At 64.1% G+C, this 16,529-nt stretch carries 16 protein-coding genes and 1 tRNA gene; 2 read left to right on the forward strand and 15 right to left on the reverse strand.

Annotation, left to right across the window (positions count from 1 at the left end):
* Window positions 1-243: 243 nt before the first annotated feature.
* From asd to fdxA, 13 genes are all read right to left on the reverse strand, one after another.
* Window positions 244-1,377, reverse strand: coding sequence for an aspartate-semialdehyde dehydrogenase (gene asd / locus ACPT9U_RS16050; RefSeq protein ID WP_435751653.1), 1,134 nt, complete (start codon window positions 1,375-1,377; stop codon window positions 244-246).
* A gap of 54 nt (window positions 1,378-1,431) precedes the next feature.
* Window positions 1,432-2,496, reverse strand: coding sequence for a 3-isopropylmalate dehydrogenase (gene leuB, locus ACPT9U_RS16055; protein ID WP_435751647.1), 1,065 nt, complete (start codon window positions 2,494-2,496; stop codon window positions 1,432-1,434).
* A gap of 49 nt (window positions 2,497-2,545) precedes the next feature.
* Window positions 2,546-3,184, reverse strand: a complete 639-nt coding sequence (gene leuD, locus ACPT9U_RS16060) for a 3-isopropylmalate dehydratase small subunit (RefSeq protein ID WP_435751648.1) — start codon at window positions 3,182-3,184, stop codon at window positions 2,546-2,548.
* Window positions 3,184-3,312: an entericidin A/B family lipoprotein gene (locus ACPT9U_RS16065; protein WP_418363052.1), complete on the reverse strand. Its 129-nt coding sequence runs from the start codon at window positions 3,310-3,312 to the stop codon at window positions 3,184-3,186. The genes leuD and ACPT9U_RS16065 overlap by 1 nt, the downstream gene beginning before the upstream one ends.
* Before the next feature lie 28 nt (window positions 3,313-3,340).
* Window positions 3,341-4,750, reverse strand: coding sequence for a 3-isopropylmalate dehydratase large subunit (gene leuC, locus ACPT9U_RS16070; RefSeq protein ID WP_418363053.1), 1,410 nt, complete (start codon window positions 4,748-4,750; stop codon window positions 3,341-3,343).
* A 73-nt stretch (window positions 4,751-4,823) separates the two neighbouring features.
* Window positions 4,824-5,639: a M48 family metallopeptidase gene (locus ACPT9U_RS16075; RefSeq protein WP_435751649.1), complete on the reverse strand. Its 816-nt coding sequence runs from the start codon at window positions 5,637-5,639 to the stop codon at window positions 4,824-4,826.
* A gap of 13 nt (window positions 5,640-5,652) precedes the next feature.
* Entirely contained in the window at window positions 5,653-6,822 is a 1,170-nt protein-coding gene (locus tag ACPT9U_RS16080) for an MFS transporter (RefSeq protein ID WP_435751650.1), read from the reverse strand.
* Between the two features lie 15 nt (window positions 6,823-6,837).
* Window positions 6,838-7,968, reverse strand: coding sequence for a chorismate synthase (gene aroC / locus ACPT9U_RS16085; protein WP_435751651.1), 1,131 nt, complete (start codon window positions 7,966-7,968; stop codon window positions 6,838-6,840).
* Between the two features lie 180 nt (window positions 7,969-8,148).
* Window positions 8,149-8,466 (reverse strand): acetolactate synthase small subunit, encoded by a 318-nt coding sequence (gene ilvN, locus ACPT9U_RS16090; protein ID WP_418363057.1) that lies wholly within the window; start codon window positions 8,464-8,466, stop codon window positions 8,149-8,151.
* Window positions 8,466-10,133 carry an acetolactate synthase large subunit gene (gene ilvB, locus ACPT9U_RS16095; protein ID WP_418363058.1) on the reverse strand — a complete coding sequence of 556 codons (1,668 nt, stop codon included), beginning with the start codon at window positions 10,131-10,133 and terminating at the stop codon, window positions 8,466-8,468. Before ilvB ends, ilvN begins: the two co-directional genes overlap by 1 nt.
* Window positions 10,134-10,448: 315 nt before the next feature.
* Window positions 10,449-12,110: a long-chain-fatty-acid--CoA ligase gene (locus ACPT9U_RS16100; protein ID WP_435751652.1), complete on the reverse strand. Its 1,662-nt coding sequence runs from the start codon at window positions 12,108-12,110 to the stop codon at window positions 10,449-10,451.
* A gap of 229 nt (window positions 12,111-12,339) precedes the next feature.
* Entirely contained in the window at window positions 12,340-12,792 is a 453-nt protein-coding gene (locus tag ACPT9U_RS16105) for a CBS domain-containing protein (protein ID WP_418363060.1), read from the reverse strand.
* Window positions 12,793-12,904: 112 nt separating this feature from the next.
* Window positions 12,905-13,228, reverse strand: coding sequence for a ferredoxin FdxA (gene fdxA, locus ACPT9U_RS16110; protein ID WP_418363061.1), 324 nt, complete (start codon window positions 13,226-13,228; stop codon window positions 12,905-12,907).
* A gap of 317 nt (window positions 13,229-13,545) precedes the next feature.
* Between fdxA and trxA the strand changes: the two genes are divergently transcribed.
* On the forward strand, window positions 13,546-13,872 hold the full coding sequence (gene trxA, locus ACPT9U_RS16115; protein WP_418363062.1) for a thioredoxin TrxA: 327 nt from the start codon (window positions 13,546-13,548) through the stop codon (window positions 13,870-13,872).
* Entirely contained in the window at window positions 13,856-15,310 is a 1,455-nt protein-coding gene (rho, locus tag ACPT9U_RS16120; protein ID WP_418363063.1) for a transcription termination factor Rho, read from the forward strand. Before trxA ends, rho begins: the two co-directional genes overlap by 17 nt.
* Before the next feature lie 97 nt (window positions 15,311-15,407).
* Here rho and ACPT9U_RS16125 read toward each other — a convergent pair whose 3' ends face one another.
* Both ACPT9U_RS16125 and ACPT9U_RS16130 read right to left on the reverse strand, forming a co-directional pair.
* Window positions 15,408-16,259: a 3-hydroxybutyryl-CoA dehydrogenase gene (locus ACPT9U_RS16125; RefSeq protein WP_435751655.1), complete on the reverse strand. Its 852-nt coding sequence runs from the start codon at window positions 16,257-16,259 to the stop codon at window positions 15,408-15,410.
* Between the two features lie 191 nt (window positions 16,260-16,450).
* Window positions 16,451-16,527, reverse strand: a tRNA-Asp gene (locus ACPT9U_RS16130).
* Window positions 16,528-16,529 lie beyond the last annotated feature (2 nt).

Raw genomic sequence — 16,529 nt, forward strand, 5'->3', positions numbered from 1 at the left:
TGCGAGCAGAGAAGCTCTGACCGACTTCGTCATGTTGGATTTCAAATCACGTCTCCCCGGAACTGAACGCTACGGCCACGAATAGTGCCGTTGGGCTAGGAATCTAGCATTTCCCGACGGTCATCGCATCATCATCGAAAGCCGATTCGATGCATTTAGCGTGACGGATTACCGCCCCCGTGCGGGAACGCCAATCAAAAAGGGGGCTCGCGCCCCCTTTTTTACGTCTGCTCAGCCCGATACTTAAGCTTCGAGCAGGATGCGCAGCATGCGGCGCAGCGGCTCGGCCGCGCCCCACAGCAACTGGTCGCCCACGGTGAAGGCGCCGAGGTACTCGGGGCCCATCGCCATCTTGTGCAGGCGCCCGACCGGGACGGTCAGCGTGCCGGTGACAGCGGTCGGGGTCAGTTCGCGCTCGGTGATCTCGCGATCGTTAGGCACCACCTTCACCCATGGGTTGGCGCCGGCGATGATCTCGGTGAGCTCGTCGAGCGGCACGTCCTTCTTGAGCTTGATGGTCAGCGCCTGCGAGTGGCAGCGCATCGCGCCGATGCGCACGCACAGGCCGTCGATCGGGATCGAGCCCGGGCTGCGGAAGGCCGGGTTGCCGAGGATCTTGTTGCACTCGGCGCCGCCCTTCCACTCTTCCTTGCTCTGGCCGTGCTCGACCGGCACGTCGATCCAGGGGATGAGGCTGCCGGCGAGCGGGGTGTTGCGGAAGTTCTTCTTCGGGAAACTGTCCGAGCGCATGGTCTCGGCAACCTTGCGGTCGATCTCGAGGATGGCCGAGGCTGGGTCGGCGAGCAGATCCTTGACCGAGTCATGAATGGTGCCCATCTGGCTGATGAGTTCGCGCATGTTCTGCGCGCCGGCGCCCGAGGCCGCCTGGTAGGTCATCGCCGAGATCCACTCGACCAGGCCGTGCCGGAACAGGCCGCCCAGGCCCATCAGCATCAGCGACACGGTACAGTTGCCGCCGATCCAGTTCCGCCCGCCCTTGGCGAGCGCGGCGTCGATGACGTTGCGGTTAACCGGGTCGAGGATGATCACCGCGTCGTCGTTCATGCGCAGCGCGGAGGCGGCGTCGATCCAGTGGCCGTTCCAGCCGGTGGCGCGCAGCTTGGGGAAGACTTCCTTGGTGTAATCGCCGCCCTGGCAGGTGATCACGATGTCGCAGGCCTTGAGCGCATCGATGTTCATCGCGTCCTGCAGTGGCGCGGCGGCTTCCTTGCCACCGAAGGACGGCGCCTTGCCGCCGGCGTTCGAGGTGGAGAAATACACCGGCTCGATGAAGGCGAAGTCGCCCTCTTCCACCATGCGCTGCATCAGCACGGAACCCACCATGCCACGCCAGCCAACCAGACCGACTCGATTCATGTTCATCACTCTCTACAAAGACGTTCTTCGAAAAACCGCTTCAGACCCAGAAGCTTACAGCGCCGCGAGCACCGCGTCGCCCATCTCGCGGGTGCCAACCTTGGTCGTGCCCGGCTCGTAGATGTCACCCGTGCGATAGCCCTGTGCGAGCACCTTCTTGACCGCATTCTCAACACGCTGCGCGGCCGCTTCCTGATTGAACGTATAGCGCAGCATCATCGCCGCCGAAAGGATGGTGGCGAGCGGGTTGGCCACGCCCTTGCCGGCGATGTCCGGCGCGGAGCCGTGCGAGGGCTCGTACAGGCCCTTGTTGTTGGCATCCAGCGAGGCCGACGGCAGCATGCCGATCGAGCCGGTGAGCATCGAGGCCTCATCCGACAGGATGTCGCCGAACATGTTGCCGGTGACCATGACATCGAACTGCTTGGGCGCACGCACGAGCTGCATGGCGGCGTTGTCGACCAGCATGTGGCTGAGCTCGACGTCCGGGTAGTCCTTGGCGACCTCCTCGGCAATGTCGCGCCACAGCTGCGTGCATTCGAGCACGTTCATCTTGTCAACCGAGCACAGCTTCTTGCCACGCTTCTGCGCAGCCTCGAAGGCGACCTTGAGGATGCGGCGGATCTCGTATTCCGCGTAGATCATGGTGTTCCAGCCCACACGCTGCTGGGTGCCCTCGACCTCGCGCATCTCGATGCCGCGCGGCTGGCCGAAGTAGATGTCGCCGGTAAGCTCACGCACGATCAGGATGTCCAACCCCGCGACAACCTCGGGCTTCAGCGACGATGCATTGGCGAGCTCGGGGTACAGGATGGCCGGGCGCAGGTTGGCGAACAGGCCCAGATCCTTGCGGATGCCGAGCAGGCCGCGCTCCGGACGCTGCTCACGCGGCAGGGTGTCCCACTTCGGGCCGCCGACCGCGCCGAGCAGCACCGCATCCGCTTCGCGCGCGAGCTTCTGCGTCGCTTCAGGATACGGGGTGCCGGTGGCATCCACCGCGCAGCCGCCGAGCAGCGCCTCTTCCATCTCGAGCTTCAGGTCGAGCGCGTTCAGCACGCGCACGGCCTGGGCCATGATCTCGGGACCGATGCCGTCACCCGGCAGCACGCAAATCTTCATCGAATCGTTTTCCTTGGTTCAGGGAGCCGCCCGCTTCGGGCAAGCAGGCTCAGGCAAAGTAATAGGGATGCTCGGTGCGGCGCTTTTCTTCGAACGCGCGGATCTTGTCTGCATGACGGAGTGTGAGGCCGATGTCGTCCCAACCGTTGAGCAGGCATTCCTTGCGGAAGGGGTCGATGTCGAAGGCAATCGACTTGCCATCCGGGCGGGTGACGACCTGCGCGGCCAGGTCGACCTTTAGGCGGTAGCCCTCGGTCGCTTCGCACTGGCGGAACAGTTCATCGACCTCGGTCGCATCTAGCTTGATCGGCAGCAGGCCGTTCTTGAAGCTGTTGTTGAAGAAGATGTCGGCAAAGCTCGGGCCGATCAGCACGCGAAAACCGTAGTCTTCGAGCGCCCACGGCGCGTGCTCGCGCGAGCTGCCGCAACCGAAGTTATCGCGGGTCAGCAGGATCTGCGCGCCCTGATAGCGCGCCTGGTTGAGCACGAAGTCGGGGTTGAGCGGACGCTGGCTGTTGTCCTGACCCGGCTGGCCGACATCGAGGTAACGCCACTCGTCGAAGGCATTGGGGCCGAAGCCGCTGCGCTTGATCGACTTGAGGAACTGCTTGGGGATGATCGCGTCGGTATCGACGTTGGCGCGATCGAGCGGCGCGACCAGGCCGTCGAGCGTGGTAAACGGCTTCATTATTTCACTGCCCTCTGGATGGCCTCGCCACCCCTTTCGATGTCCTTGCCGACGCCCTGCACGGTATTGCAGGCCATGGAGGCGAAGCCGGCGACGAGCGCGGCGGCGATCAGTGCAAGTCTCTTCATTGCATTCTCCTCAATCGGGTACTGGTCTTCAGGCCAGCGTGCGCACGTCGGTGAAGTGGCCGGTGACTGCAGCCGCCGCAGCCATCGCCGGGCTCACCAGGTGGGTGCGACCACCCGCGCCCTGGCGACCCTCGAAGTTGCGGTTCGAGGTCGAGGCGCAGCGCTCGCCCGGCTCGAGCCGGTCTGCGTTCATTGCCAGGCACATCGAACAGCCCGGCTCGCGCCACTCGAAGCCAGCGGCGAGGAAGACCTTGTCCAGGCCCTCTTCCTCGGCCTGGCGCTTGACGAGGCCGGAGCCCGGCACCACCAGCACGCGACGAACGTTGGCGGCCTTGCTGCGTCCCTTGGCCACGGCGGCAGCTTCGCGCAGATCCTCGATGCGCGAGTTGGTGCACGATCCGATGAAGACCTGATCCACCTTGATGTCGGTGATCGGCGTGTTGGCTGCCAGCCCCATGTACTTCAGCGCGCGCTCCATGCCTTCGCGGCGCACCGGATCGGTGACTGCAGCGGGGTCGGGCACGCGACCATCGACCGTGGTGACCATCTCGGGCGAAGTGCCCCAGGTGACCTGCGGCAGGATGTCCTCGGCCTTGAGCTCGACGACCTTGTCGAACTCAGCCCCCTCGTCGCTGTGCAGGCTACGCCAGTAGTCGACCGCCTGGTCCCAGGCCGCGCCCTTGGGCGAGAACGGACGATCCTTGAGGTAGTCGATCGTGGTTTCGTCCACGCCCACCATGCCGGCCCGGGCACCCGCCTCGATCGCCATGTTGCAGATCGTCATGCGGCCTTCCATCGACAGCGAACGGATCGCGCTGCCGCCGAACTCCATCGCGTAGCCGGTGCCGCCAGCGGTGCCGATCCGCCCGATGATGGCGAGCACGACATCCTTGGCGGTGACCCCGCGGCCGAGTTGGCCGTCGACCCGGATCAACATGGTCTTGGACTTCTTCTGCAGCAGGCACTGGGTGGCGAGCACGTGCTCTACCTCCGAGGTGCCGATGCCGTGCGCCAGACAGCCGAAAGCGCCGTGCGTGGAGGTGTGCGAGTCACCACACACCACGGTCATGCCAGGCAGCGTGGCGCCGTTCTCCGGGCCGATCACGTGTACGATGCCCTGGCGCGCGTCCTTGAACGGGAAGTAGGCGAGCGAGCCCACTTCGCGGATGTTGGCGTCGAGCGTTTCGACCTGCTGGCGCGACACCGGATCCTGGATACCCAGATCCCAGTGATCGGTCGGCGTGTTGTGGTCGGCGGTGGCAACGATGGAGCCGATCCGCCACGGCTTGCGCCCAGCCAGCTTCAGGCCTTCGAAAGCCTGCGGGCTGGTCACTTCATGGACCAGATGGCGGTCGATGTAGATCAGCGCCGTGCCGTCGGCCTCCTGGTGGACGACATGACTGGACCAGAGCTTTTCGTACAGCGTTTGAGCGTGCATCCCGGTGGTTCCGCGTCAGAAAAAGGAATGAATTATTTCACAAAGCCTGCAAGCCTGGACAGCACGCCCCGGCTCAGCGCCGGGCCGCCTGATAGAGCGGCATCACGCGGGCCGCGTACTCGCCCAGATCGCGCTGGCGGCTGGCATGCGAGGGGTGCGTAGACAGCCACTGCGGCGGCGCCCCGGCCGACTGGCTGGCCATCTTGTTCCACAGCGTCACCGCGGCGCGCGGATCGTAGCCTGCCCGGGCGGCGAGCTCCACACCCATGCGGTCCGCCTCGGTTTCGTGTTCGCGAGAGTTGGGTAACTCGAACGTGACCTTGGCCACCGTACCCATCAGGTCCTGCCCCGCCTGCCCCACGCCGAGCAGCGCGCCTGCGACCGAAATACCAAGACCCGTTGCCATCGCCTTCGACACCCGCTCCCGCGCATGCTCGCGCAGGGCGTGCGCGATCTCGTGGCCCATCACGGCGGCGATCTCGTCGTCGGTGAGCCGGAGCCGATCGATCAGGCCGGTGTAGATCGCCATCTTCCCGCCCGCCATGCACCAGGCGTTGAGCTCGTCGGCGCTGAACACGTTGACCTCCCACGCCCAGGACGGAGCGTCCGGGCGAAACACACCGGTCTGCGGCGTCAGTCGTGAGACGATGCGCCGCACCCGCAGCACGGTCGCGGCATCGCGGTTGAGCGCGTTCTTCCGCCGGGCCTCTGCGAGCATGTCCTGATACTGCTTGCTCGAGGCCTGCTCCACCTCCTGCGCCGACACCATCATCAGCTGCGAGCGCTGCACGCCGACGGCCCCCCCTTGGGTGGTCTGCACCGTCTGACAGCCGGTGGCGAGAGCGCCGGCAACCAGGGCCGGCATGACGAACTTGCACATTGACTTCATCGTATCGATCTCCTCAGGCGGCCCCTTCCCGGCCGGGCGCATGCGGCACGCCATGCTGCTTCCAGCCCAGCAGCAGCCAGACAAAACCAGCCAGCGCGAATCCAGACCCAATCGTATAGGTCCACGCGGCACCGATCATTTCCCAGGTGTAACCGCTCAGCAGGCCACCGAGCATTCCACCCGCGCCGAAGGACAGGCTGCCGTACAGTGCCTGCCCGCGCGACTGCAGCGCACCGGGGAACCACTGGTTCACCACCGCGATGGCCGCTGCATGATAGGCGCCGAAGGTGGCACCGTGCAGCAACTGCGCCAGCAGCAGCAGCGCCAGGCTGTCCGCCCCCCAGCCGATCATCAGAAAGCGCAGCACCGCACAAGCAAACGAGAACAGGAGGATGGTGCGCAGCGAAAAGCGCTGCGAGATGCGCGGCATCCACATGAATACGATGATCTCGGCGATCACGCCCAGCGTCCACATCCAGCCCACGAGCGCCTTGTCGTAGCCGATGTCGACCAGAAAGATCGAGTAGAACACGTACAAGGCGCCGTGCGCCGCCGACATCAGGAAACACGCTCCAAGCAGCGCCCGCACCTCGGGCCTGCGCAAGGCATCGCCAAAGCTCGCTGCCTGCCGCTGCGCAGGCGGGCGCGGCGCCTCGGGAACGAGCGCGCTGCACACCACGATGCCCCCCAAGATGGCGGCAGTGACCCACAGCACGGCCTCGATCGGCAGGTGATCCAGCGAATGACCAAGCGCGAGCACGGCGACGATGAAGCCGACCGAACCCCAGACCCGGATGCTGCCATACCGGTGGGCCGCCTCCCCAAGGTGCGAAAAGGTCAGCCCCTCCACCAGCGGCAGCGCAGCGCTCCAGAAGAAAGCCATCAGCGCCATTGCCGCAAACAGGCCGGCAAACTCGGTGGTCATGAAGAACACCGAGAAACCTGCCAGGCTCGCAAGGGCAGACAGGCGCACGATGGCCATGCGCAGGCCCAGCTTCTCTGCCAGCCAGCCCCACAGGTTGGGCGCCAGCACGCGCATCAATTGCATCAGCGACATCAGCAGCGCGATATCGGTCGCCGACAGCGCGATCGACTGCAGGTAGAGCGTGAAGTACGGCGAGAACGCGCCGACGAAGGCGAAGTAGAAGAAGTAGTAGGCGGACAGGCGCCAGTACGGGATCATCGCGCCCGCGTCGCTTCAGCGCGGCGAAGGCAGGCGTTGGTCCCCTTCCGGCGCGAGCGCGGGAATGCACGGCGTGTCGCTGCGCACGTCTCCGCACTGCGCACGATGGCGCAGCGCGTGGTCGATCAGCACCAGTGCGAGCATCGACTCGGCGATCGGCGTGGCACGGATGCCCACGCAGGGATCGTGGCGGCCTTCGGTGGCAACCATCACCGGCTTGCCGGCGCGGTCGATCGAGCGGCGCTCGAGGCGGATGCTCGAGGTCGGCTTGATCGCGATGCTGGCGAGGATGTCCTGCCCGGTGGAGATGCCGCCAAGCACGCCGCCGGCGTGATTGGACAGGAAGCCCTGCGGCGTCATCTCGTCACCATGCTCGGTGCCACGCTGCGCCACCGATTTGAAGCCGGCGCCGATCTCCACGCCCTTGACCGCGTTGATGCCCATCATCGCGTAGGCGATATCGGCGTCGAGACGCCCATACACCGGCTCGCCCCAGCCCACCGGGACGCCGCTGGCAACCACGTCGATGCGCGCGCCGATGGAGTCGCCGGACTTGCGCAGTGCGTCCATGTAAGCTTCGAGTTCCGGCACGATCGCGGCATTGGGGGCGAAGAAAGGGTTGCCATCGACCTCTTCCCATGACACGAAGGGAATCTCGATCGGGCCAAGCGCAGTCATGCATGCACGAATGACAATGCCGTGGTGTTCCTTCAGCCACTTCTTCGCGATCGCACCCGCCGCCACCCGCACCGCGGTCTCGCGCGCCGACGAGCGCCCACCGCCGCGATGGTCGCGCAGGCCGTATTTCTGCAGGTAGGCGTAGTCGGCATGGCCGGGGCGGAAGGTATCGGCGATGTTGCCGTAGTCCTTGCTGCGCTGGTCCTGGTTGCGGATCAGCAGCGAGATCGGTGTACCCGTGGTGACGCCCTCGAACACGCCGGAGAGGATCTCGACGGTGTCCGGCTCACGGCGCTGCGTGACGTGCCGCGAGGTGCCCGGCTTGCGGCGATCGAGCTCGGCCTGGATGTCGGCCTCGCTGATCGCCAGTCCCGGCGGGCAGCCATCGACGATGCAGCCGATCGCGGGGCCGTGGGATTCGCCGAAGGAGGTGACGGTGAAGAGCGTGCCGAGGGTGTTGCCGGACATGGGAATCTCTCTTTTCGCCCACGCAGCGGAGGTGACGGCCGAAGCACGCGCACTCGCAGCACAAGGCATCTCGAAATGAACGGGGACGGGGCGCGAGTCTAGCACGCGCACCCCGCCCCCTTCAGCCCGGCGGCAGCATGCCGACAGGCGTTCGCGCGGCCGGATCGGCCCGCGCGCAATTTAGTGGAAGAAACCCTCCAGCCGCTCGAACACCTCGTGCTCCGCACCATGGCGGCGGACATTGAGCACGTCCTCGAGCTTCTCAAGCTGGCGGATCATCTGCTCGAGGCGCTGGTCTTCAAACACGAGCAACCAGATGCGCGAGCGCTTGCCGTCGGACACCGGCATGCACAGGATGCCCTCGACGTTGAAGGCGCGGCGCGCAAAGAGATTGCAGATGTGGCTCATCACCCCGGGGTGGTTGTTCACATCCAGTTCCAGAACGACCTTGGCATAGCCGGCTTGCGGCAGGGGGTCGGCAACCTGTTCGATCATCATCAGCCTCCGATCATCTCGGTGTTGGCCGCACCCGGCGGCACCATGGGATACACGAATTGTTCGCGATCAATCGTCGCGTGAATCAGGCATGGGCCGGGCGCATGCAGGGCTTCGGCAAGCGCCGCGCGCGGGTTGTCGACCTTGTCCAGATCGACCGCCGGCACGCCGAACCCCTCGGCGATCTTCACGAAGTCGGGCTCGGTCCGGTACTTGGAGGCGAACAGGCGCTGGCCGTAGAAGAGCTTCTGTTGCTGATACACCAGGCCGAGCGCATTGTTGTTCATCAGCACGATCTTGACGTTGAGGCCCTCCTCGGCCAGCGTCGCAAGCTCCTGGATATTCATCTTGAAGCTGCCGTCTCCGGTGAAGCAGACAACCGTGCGCTCCGGTTCTGCGAGCGCCGCACCGATCGCGGTGGGCAAGCCGAAGCCCATCGTACCCAGGCCACCCGAGGTGAGCCACTGGCGCGGACGGCGGAAGGGATAGGCCTGCGCGACCCACATCTGGTGCTGACCGACGTCGGTCGCGATGATCGCGCGGTCGTCGAGTGCACCGGCCACCGCCTGGATCAAGCCATAGTGGGTGCGCGGATCATCCTGGCCGGGGAACTGCATCGGGAAGCGCGTCTTCAGGCTCTCGACGTGCGACAGCCAGCGCTTGCGCAGGGCGACCTGGATGCGCGGCAGCAGCGCTTCGAGTGCGCACTTCACGTTGGCATGGATCGCGACGTGGGCGGTCTTGATCTTGTGCAGTTCGGAGGGGTCGATGTCGATATGCACGACCTTCGCGTTCGGGCAGAACTGCGCCGCACGGCCAATGGCGCGGTCGTCGAAGCGGGCACCCACGCAGATCAGCACGTCGGCCTCTTCGAGCACGAAGTTGGTGTAGCGCGCGCCGTGCATGCCGAGCATACCGATCGAAAGGGGGTGATCCATCGGCATCGCCCCGAGCGCCATCAGCGTCATCGTGGTCGGCAGCCCGCCCTGCTCTGCCAGTTGCACCGCGAGCGGCGCAGCCCCCGAGCTGACGACGCCGCCGCCGAGGTAGAGCACCGGTTGCTCGGCCTCGTTGATCATCCGCGCCGCCGCCTCGATCGCCTCCATGTCGAGTTGCGGCGTCGCATCCGCGACTGCGGGCGGCGGCAGTTGATCTACGGTGATCAGCTGATTCTGCACATCCTTGGGCACATCGATCAGTACCGGGCCGGGGCGGCCGGACATCGCGATGCGGAACGCGTCCGGAATCACCTCGAGCAGTTCCTGCGCCGAGCGGACGAGGAAGTTGTGCTTGGTAATCGGCACCGTGATGCCGTAGATGTCGACCTCCTGGAAGGCATCGGTACCGATCATCGCCTGCGGCACCTGACCGGTGATGACCACCATCGGGATGGAGTCGAGACAGGCGTCGGCGATCGCCGTCACCAGGTTGGTCGCTCCGGGGCCGCTGGAGGCAATGCACACCTGCGGCACGCCGGAGACGCGTGCCATGCCCTGTGCCATGAAGCCCGCCCCCTGCTCGTGACGAGCGAGCACGTGGCGAATCTGCTCGCTCGCGGACATCGCGTCATAAAAGGGCAGGATCGCGCCGCCGGGGATTCCCGCGACGGTGCGCACACCCTGGCGCTCGAGAAGGCGCACCATCAGTTGCGCGCCGGTCATTTGCATCATGTTGCTCTCCTTGCTTGGGGATACGGTGAGAGTGCTGCGGCGTCAGTACCGGCGGGGCGCAAAAAGCAAAACCCCCGTCGGGCTTGCGCGCCGACGGGGGTTGGAGATTCCTGCTGTCCTGTGTTTCGTGTCCCGTTACGACGCGCGCCTGCCTACGCCTACTACGCGTACTACGGATACGAGGGCAAGGGCTTCAAACCGGGTCATGAACGTCTCTTTTACGGGTGTCTGGCTCAACGGCCTGGAAACGTGGACCGAAGTTTAAGCACGAAACTGTGCATTGCACAAGAAACTTGTTGCGAGAAACTTGCCGCATCAGCTGTCACGCAGTTCCCGGCGCAGGATCTTGCCCACGTTGCTCTTCGGCAACTCGTCACGGAACTCGATGTGATGCGGGATCTTGTAGCCGGTGAGGTTTTCGCGGCAATGCGCGAGCACCGCCTCAGACGTCAGCGCAGGATCCTTGCGCACGACAAACACCTTCACCGCTTCGCCGCTACGCTCGTCGGGCACACCGATCGCGGCCACCTCGAGCACCCCCGGGTGGCTCGCAACCACGTCCTCGATCTCGTTCGGATACACGTTGAAACCCGAGACCAGGATCATGTCCTTCTTGCGATCCACGAGGGTGATGAAACCCTTCTCGTCGATGATCGCGATGTCTCCGGTGCGCAGGTACCCGTCCGCGGTGAACACGCGCGCCGTCTCCTCCGGCCGCTGCCAGTACCCCGGGGTGACCTGGGGACCACGCACGCAGAGCTCGCCTCGCTGCCCGATGGCCTGCTCGTTGCCCTCATCGTCGCGGATGCTGATCTCGGTGGATGAGACGGGCAGTCCGATCGAATGGTTGAATGCCTTGAGGTCAAGCGGGTTGATGGTGACGGCGGGCGATGTCTCGGTCAGACCATAGGCCTCGACCAGCGGCACCCCGGTCACTCGCTTCCACTTCTCGGCGACGGCTTGCTGCACGGCCATGCCACCACCGAGCGTGACCTTGAGCGAGGAGAAATCCAGCTTTGCAAAATCGGGGTTGTTCACAAGGGCGTTGAAGAGCGTGTTCACCCCCGTGATGACGGTGAAGCGATGCTTGCCCAGCTCCTTGACGAAGCCCGGAATGTCGCGCGGATTGGGAATCAGCACGTTGACCGCCCCGATCTTCAGGAAAGTCAGGCAGTTCGCCGTCAGAGAGAAGATGTGGTACAGGGGCAACGCGGTGATGATGGTCTCACTGCCCTCGTTCACGTAGGGCCCGATCCAGGCGTGCGCCTGCTGAAGGTTGGCGATGATGTTGCGATGCGTGAGCATTGCTCCCTTCGCCACTCCGGTGGTCCCTCCGGTGTACTGCAGGAAGGCGATGTCGTCATGCCCCACGTCCACCGGCTGCAGCGTATGCGCTGCACCGCGGCGCAGCGCCTCGCTGAAGCGCACGTGACCGTCGAGCCGCCACGCGGGCACCATCTTGCGCACGCGGCGAACCACGAAATTGACGATCGGCCCCTTCGGGAAGCCCAGCAGTTCACCCATGCTGGCCACCACAATGTGCTTTACCGGCACCTGCGCACGCACATGCTCGAGCGTGTGCGCGAAGTTCTCGAGGATGACGATCGCCTCCGCACCCGCATCCTTGAGCTGATGTTCAAGTTCGCGCGCCGTGTATAGCGGATTGACGTTGACGACGACGTATCCAGCGCGCAAGGCGCCGAACAGTGCGATCGGATACTGCAGCACGTTCGGCATCATGAGTGCGATGCGCGAGCCCTTCGGAAGCTTCAGCTCACCCTGCAGGAAGGCGCCGAAGCGTGCCGACTGGGTCTCGAGCTCGGCATAACGGATCGCCTTGCCCATGCACACGTAGGCCGTCCGGTCGGCAAAGCGCGCTGCGCTGCGCTCGAACAGATGGCCGAGCGAGCGGAACTCGTCGACGTCGACTTCCGGCGGCACGCCCGGGGGGTAGCTCTTCAGCCAGATTTTTTCCACGCTTTCTCCTCCTGTTGCTGGAAATAACGCCAGCAGGGCCATGTGGCCCCGCCGGCTCCGCCCTCCCGAGGCGTCCAGCAGGCGCATGCACCTGCCGCTTCATTCCAACCAAGCCGCCCCCGTTTGTTTTAGGGTGGGGTGTCGGCGGGACGGATCGCTCCGTCCATGGAGGTGCGGTGACTGCGCACCGCGCGCCGGGCAGATCGCCCGGTCTTGTTCTTGCGGATACTTACTGCTGCCGCTCCTCGCCTTCGGGCCAGTTGCGGATGTAGTTCTTCAGCATCCGGTTCTCGAAGCTCTGCTCTTCGAGCACAGCCTTCGCCACATCATGGAAGCTGACCACGCCGAGCAGCGTATGGCCATCCATTACGGGCAGGTAGCGCTGATGATGCTCGACCATCAGGCGGCGCAGCTCGTCCATTTCCATGTCCGGCGAAGCCGAGCGCGGATCCTGCAGCATGACGTCCCCGACGCTGAGGGCCTGCCAGTCGGCGCCCGCTTTCTGCACGGCGACCAGCACCTCGCGGAAGGTCAGCAGGCCAACCATCTCGCCACGAGAAAAAACGACGAGCGAGCCGACGTCCTGCTCGTTCATGATCTCGACCGCTTCGGCAATGTTCCTGTTGGGCGCGATGGTAAACAACACCTTGCCCTTGATCGCGAGAATCTCGCTCACCAGCATGACGGTCTCCGAAGCCTGTAAATGAGTATGTCTGACAGCCGTTCAGGCGCCATATTAGTGCAACACCCCGATGCCGCAAAGCCGGTCAGGGAAGACACCTACCCGCCTTCGCTCAGCGCAGAAGCTCGCCAAGCTTGGATTTGATCTTCGCCCATTGGTCCGCATCGGGCAGCGAATCCTTGCGCTCGACGATCGGCTTCCACTGCTTCGCAAGCTCCGCATTGAGCGCGATGAACTGCTGCTGGTCCGCGGGCACGTCGTCTTCGGCGAAGATCGCCTCGACCGGACACTCGGCCACGCACAGCGTACAGTCGATGCACTCCTCGGGGTCGATGACCAGAAAATTGGGGCCTTCCCGGAAGCAGTCCACCGGACAGACATCCACACAGTCGGTGTATTTGCAACGGATGCAGCTTTCGGTCACGACATAAGCCATTGTGTCTCTCCAAGCGTGAGAATTGTGCTGGCCAACTGGCTGGCCCGGACGTCAAATATAGTCCAGTCGTTTGTTTTTTTGCCACGCCTTGCTGCCCGATAGCACCTGCAGCCTTCCAAGACCCTTGACGCGGGGCATCGGTTCGCATAAGTTTCGGCGCAAATCCTTCACGGAAGGCCCTCCCTTCCTCCGGACCTCCCGGCCTGCATCCTCCGCACAGCGGCGCATCGCCGGCTCATACTCTCCCTCTCGTATCCATTCTCCGCGACGCAGCAGTGCAGTTGCGTCCATCCCCGCTAGCCCTTATGTGAGGAATCATGAGCGAGCATATCCACTATGTGACCGACGGCAACTTCGAAGCCGAAGTGCTGCAGTCCCAGACCCCGGTGCTGGTCGATTACTGGGCCGAATGGTGCGGCCCCTGCAAGATGATCGCCCCGATCCTCGACGACGTCGCCAAGGATTACGCCGGCAAGCTCAAGGTTGCCAAGCTCAACATCGATGACAACCAGGAAACCCCCGCCAAGTACGGCATTCGTGGCATCCCCACGCTGATGCTGTTCAAGGGCGGCAACGTCGAGGCGACCAAAGTGGGCGCCCTTTCCAAATCTCAACTGACCGCCTTCATTGACAGCAACATCTAAGCCGGACCAGGCTCCGGCCCGTTCCCGCAGTTCTTCGCGCGCCCGTCGCCGCGGCGCGCGAAACCGGGACGGCAATTCCCCCCAGAACGCAAAGTCCGAAAACGACCTGTTCGACGTCGAGGCCGTCGGCGAGGAAGCTTCCTCCACGCCCCGCGACCCCAACGCCCCGGCACTTCACCTCTCCGAGCTCAAGGCCCTGCATGTCAGCGAATTGCTGCAGATGGCGGTCGAGGCGGGCGTGGAAGGCGCAAACAGGCTGCGCAAGCAGGAACTCGTCTTCGCGCTGTTGCGCAACCGTGCCCGCAGGGGCGATCCGATCTGTGGCGATGGCGCACTCGAAGTGCTGCCTGACGGATTCGGCTTCCTGCGCTCTCCCGACACCTCGTACCTCGCGGGGACGGACGACATCTATGTGTCGCCCTCGCAGATCCGGCGCTTCAACCTGCGCACCGGCGACACGATCGAGGGAGAGATCCGCATTCCGAAGGACGGCGAGCGTTATTTCGCGCTCACCAAGCTCGACACGATCAACGGTCGCCCCCCGGAAGAATGCAAGAACAAGATCCTGTTCGAGAACCTCACGCCGCTGCATCCGCAGGAGTGCCTGAAGCTCGAGCGCGAGATGCGCGGCGAGGAGAACGTCACCAGCCGCGTCATCGACATGATCGCGCCCATCGGCAAGGGCCAGCGCGGCCTGCTCGTCGCACCGCCCAAGAGCGGCAAAACCGTCATGCTGCAGCATATCGCGCACGCGATCACGGCCAACCACCCGGACGTCAAGCTGATCGTGTTGCTGATCGACGAGCGCCCGGAGGAAGTGACCGAGATGCAGCGCTCGGTGAAGGGCGAGGTCGTGGCCTCCACCTTCGATGAACCGGCAACGCGTCACGTTCAGGTCGCCGAGATGGTGATCGAAAAGGCCAAGCGCCTGACCGAGCACAAGTATGACGTCGTGATCCTTCTCGACTCGCTGACCCGTCTCGCACGCGCCTACAACACGGTGCAGCCCGCATCCGGAAAGGTACTGACCGGCGGCGTCGATGCCAACGCGCTGCAGAAGCCCAAGCGCTTCTTCGGTGCCGCGCGCAACATCGAGGAAGGCGGCTCTCTGACCATCATTGCCACGACCCTGATCGATACCGGCAGTCGCATGGACGACGTGATCTACGAGGAATTCAAGGGCACCGGCAACATGGAGCTCCACCTCGATCGCCGCATGGCCGAGAAACGCGTCTATCCAGCCATCAACGTCAACCGGTCGGGCACCCGGCGCGAAGAGCTGCTGCTCAAGGCCGACGTGCTGCAGAAAGTGTGGATCCTGCGCAAGCTGCTCTACGGCATGGATGACATCGACGCGATGGAATTCCTGCTTGACAAGATCAAGGCCACCAAAGGCAACGCGGAGTTCTTCGACGCGATGCGCTCGGGCCGCGGCTGATCCACGGATCGCCGTTTGCAACAAGCGAACGCCACCTTCGGGTGGCGTTCGTGCGTGTACGCCAGCCCGCAGCGCACAATGCCGGCGGGGGTACACATCATTTGTAATCGAAGAAGCCCTTCCCGCTCTTGCGCCCCAGATAACCCGCCTCGACCATCTCCACCAGCAGCGGAGCCGGACGATACTTCGGATCCTTGAAGCCCTCGAACAGCACCTGCATCACCGCAAGCTGCACGTCCAGCCCGATGAGATCGCACAGCGCCAGCGGGCCAATCGGGTGGTTGCAGCCGAGCTTCATGGCCTCGTCGATCTCCCCAGCGGTAGCAAGCCCTTCGCCAAGGGTGAAGATCGCCTCGTTGATCATCGGGCACAGCATGCGGTTGACCACGAAACCCGGGCTGTTCTTCACCTGCACCGGCGTCTTGCCGATCTGCCTGGCCACGGCCTCGACACGGGCGTGAGTCTCGGCACTCGTCTGCAGGCCACGGATCAACTCAACCAGCGCCATCATCGGCACCGGATTGAAGAAATGCATGCCGATGACACGGTCGGCACGGCCAGTTGCGGCAGCCAGGCGAGTCACCGAGATCGAGGAAGTATTGGTCGCGAGAATCGCGTCCTGCTTCATCGCGGCGTCCAGATCCGCAAAAATCTTCAGTTTGAGATCGAGATTCTCGGTGGCAGCCTCGATGACGAGGCCGCAGTCGGCGAGCGCGCTCACGACCGTCGCAGTTGAAATGCGCGCCATCACAGCCGCTTTCTCGTCGGCGCTCATCTTTTCCTTCTTGATCAGCCGGTCAAGACTCGCACTGATGGTCGACAACCCGCGTTGCACCTGGGGCTCACCGATATCCATCATGACCACATTCAAACCTGCGGCCGCAAAGGCCTGTGCAATGCCGTTCCCCATGGTCCCGGCGCCCACCACGCCGATCTTGCCGATGCTCATCTTCATACGCTCCCTCGATAGTTGGTCCGAAACGAATGCTGCAATGGGGACGGCCTTCGCCGTCCATACTACAGCGTATGGAACGAAACTCTAGCGGATGACAGGCGGACTGACCAGCCTTACGCAGGAAGAAATCCAGGGCGCAAAAATTGAAAAAGCCCTTTCGAGATATCTCGAAAGGGCTTTTTTTGTGGCGGAGTGGACGGGACTCGAACCCGCGACCCCCGGCGTGACAGGCCGGTATTCTAACCAACTGAACTACCACTCCGC

The organism is Thauera sp. AutoDN2, assembly GCF_051280715.1.
In the GTDB taxonomy this organism is placed as follows: Bacteria; Pseudomonadota; Gammaproteobacteria; order Burkholderiales; family Rhodocyclaceae; genus Thauera.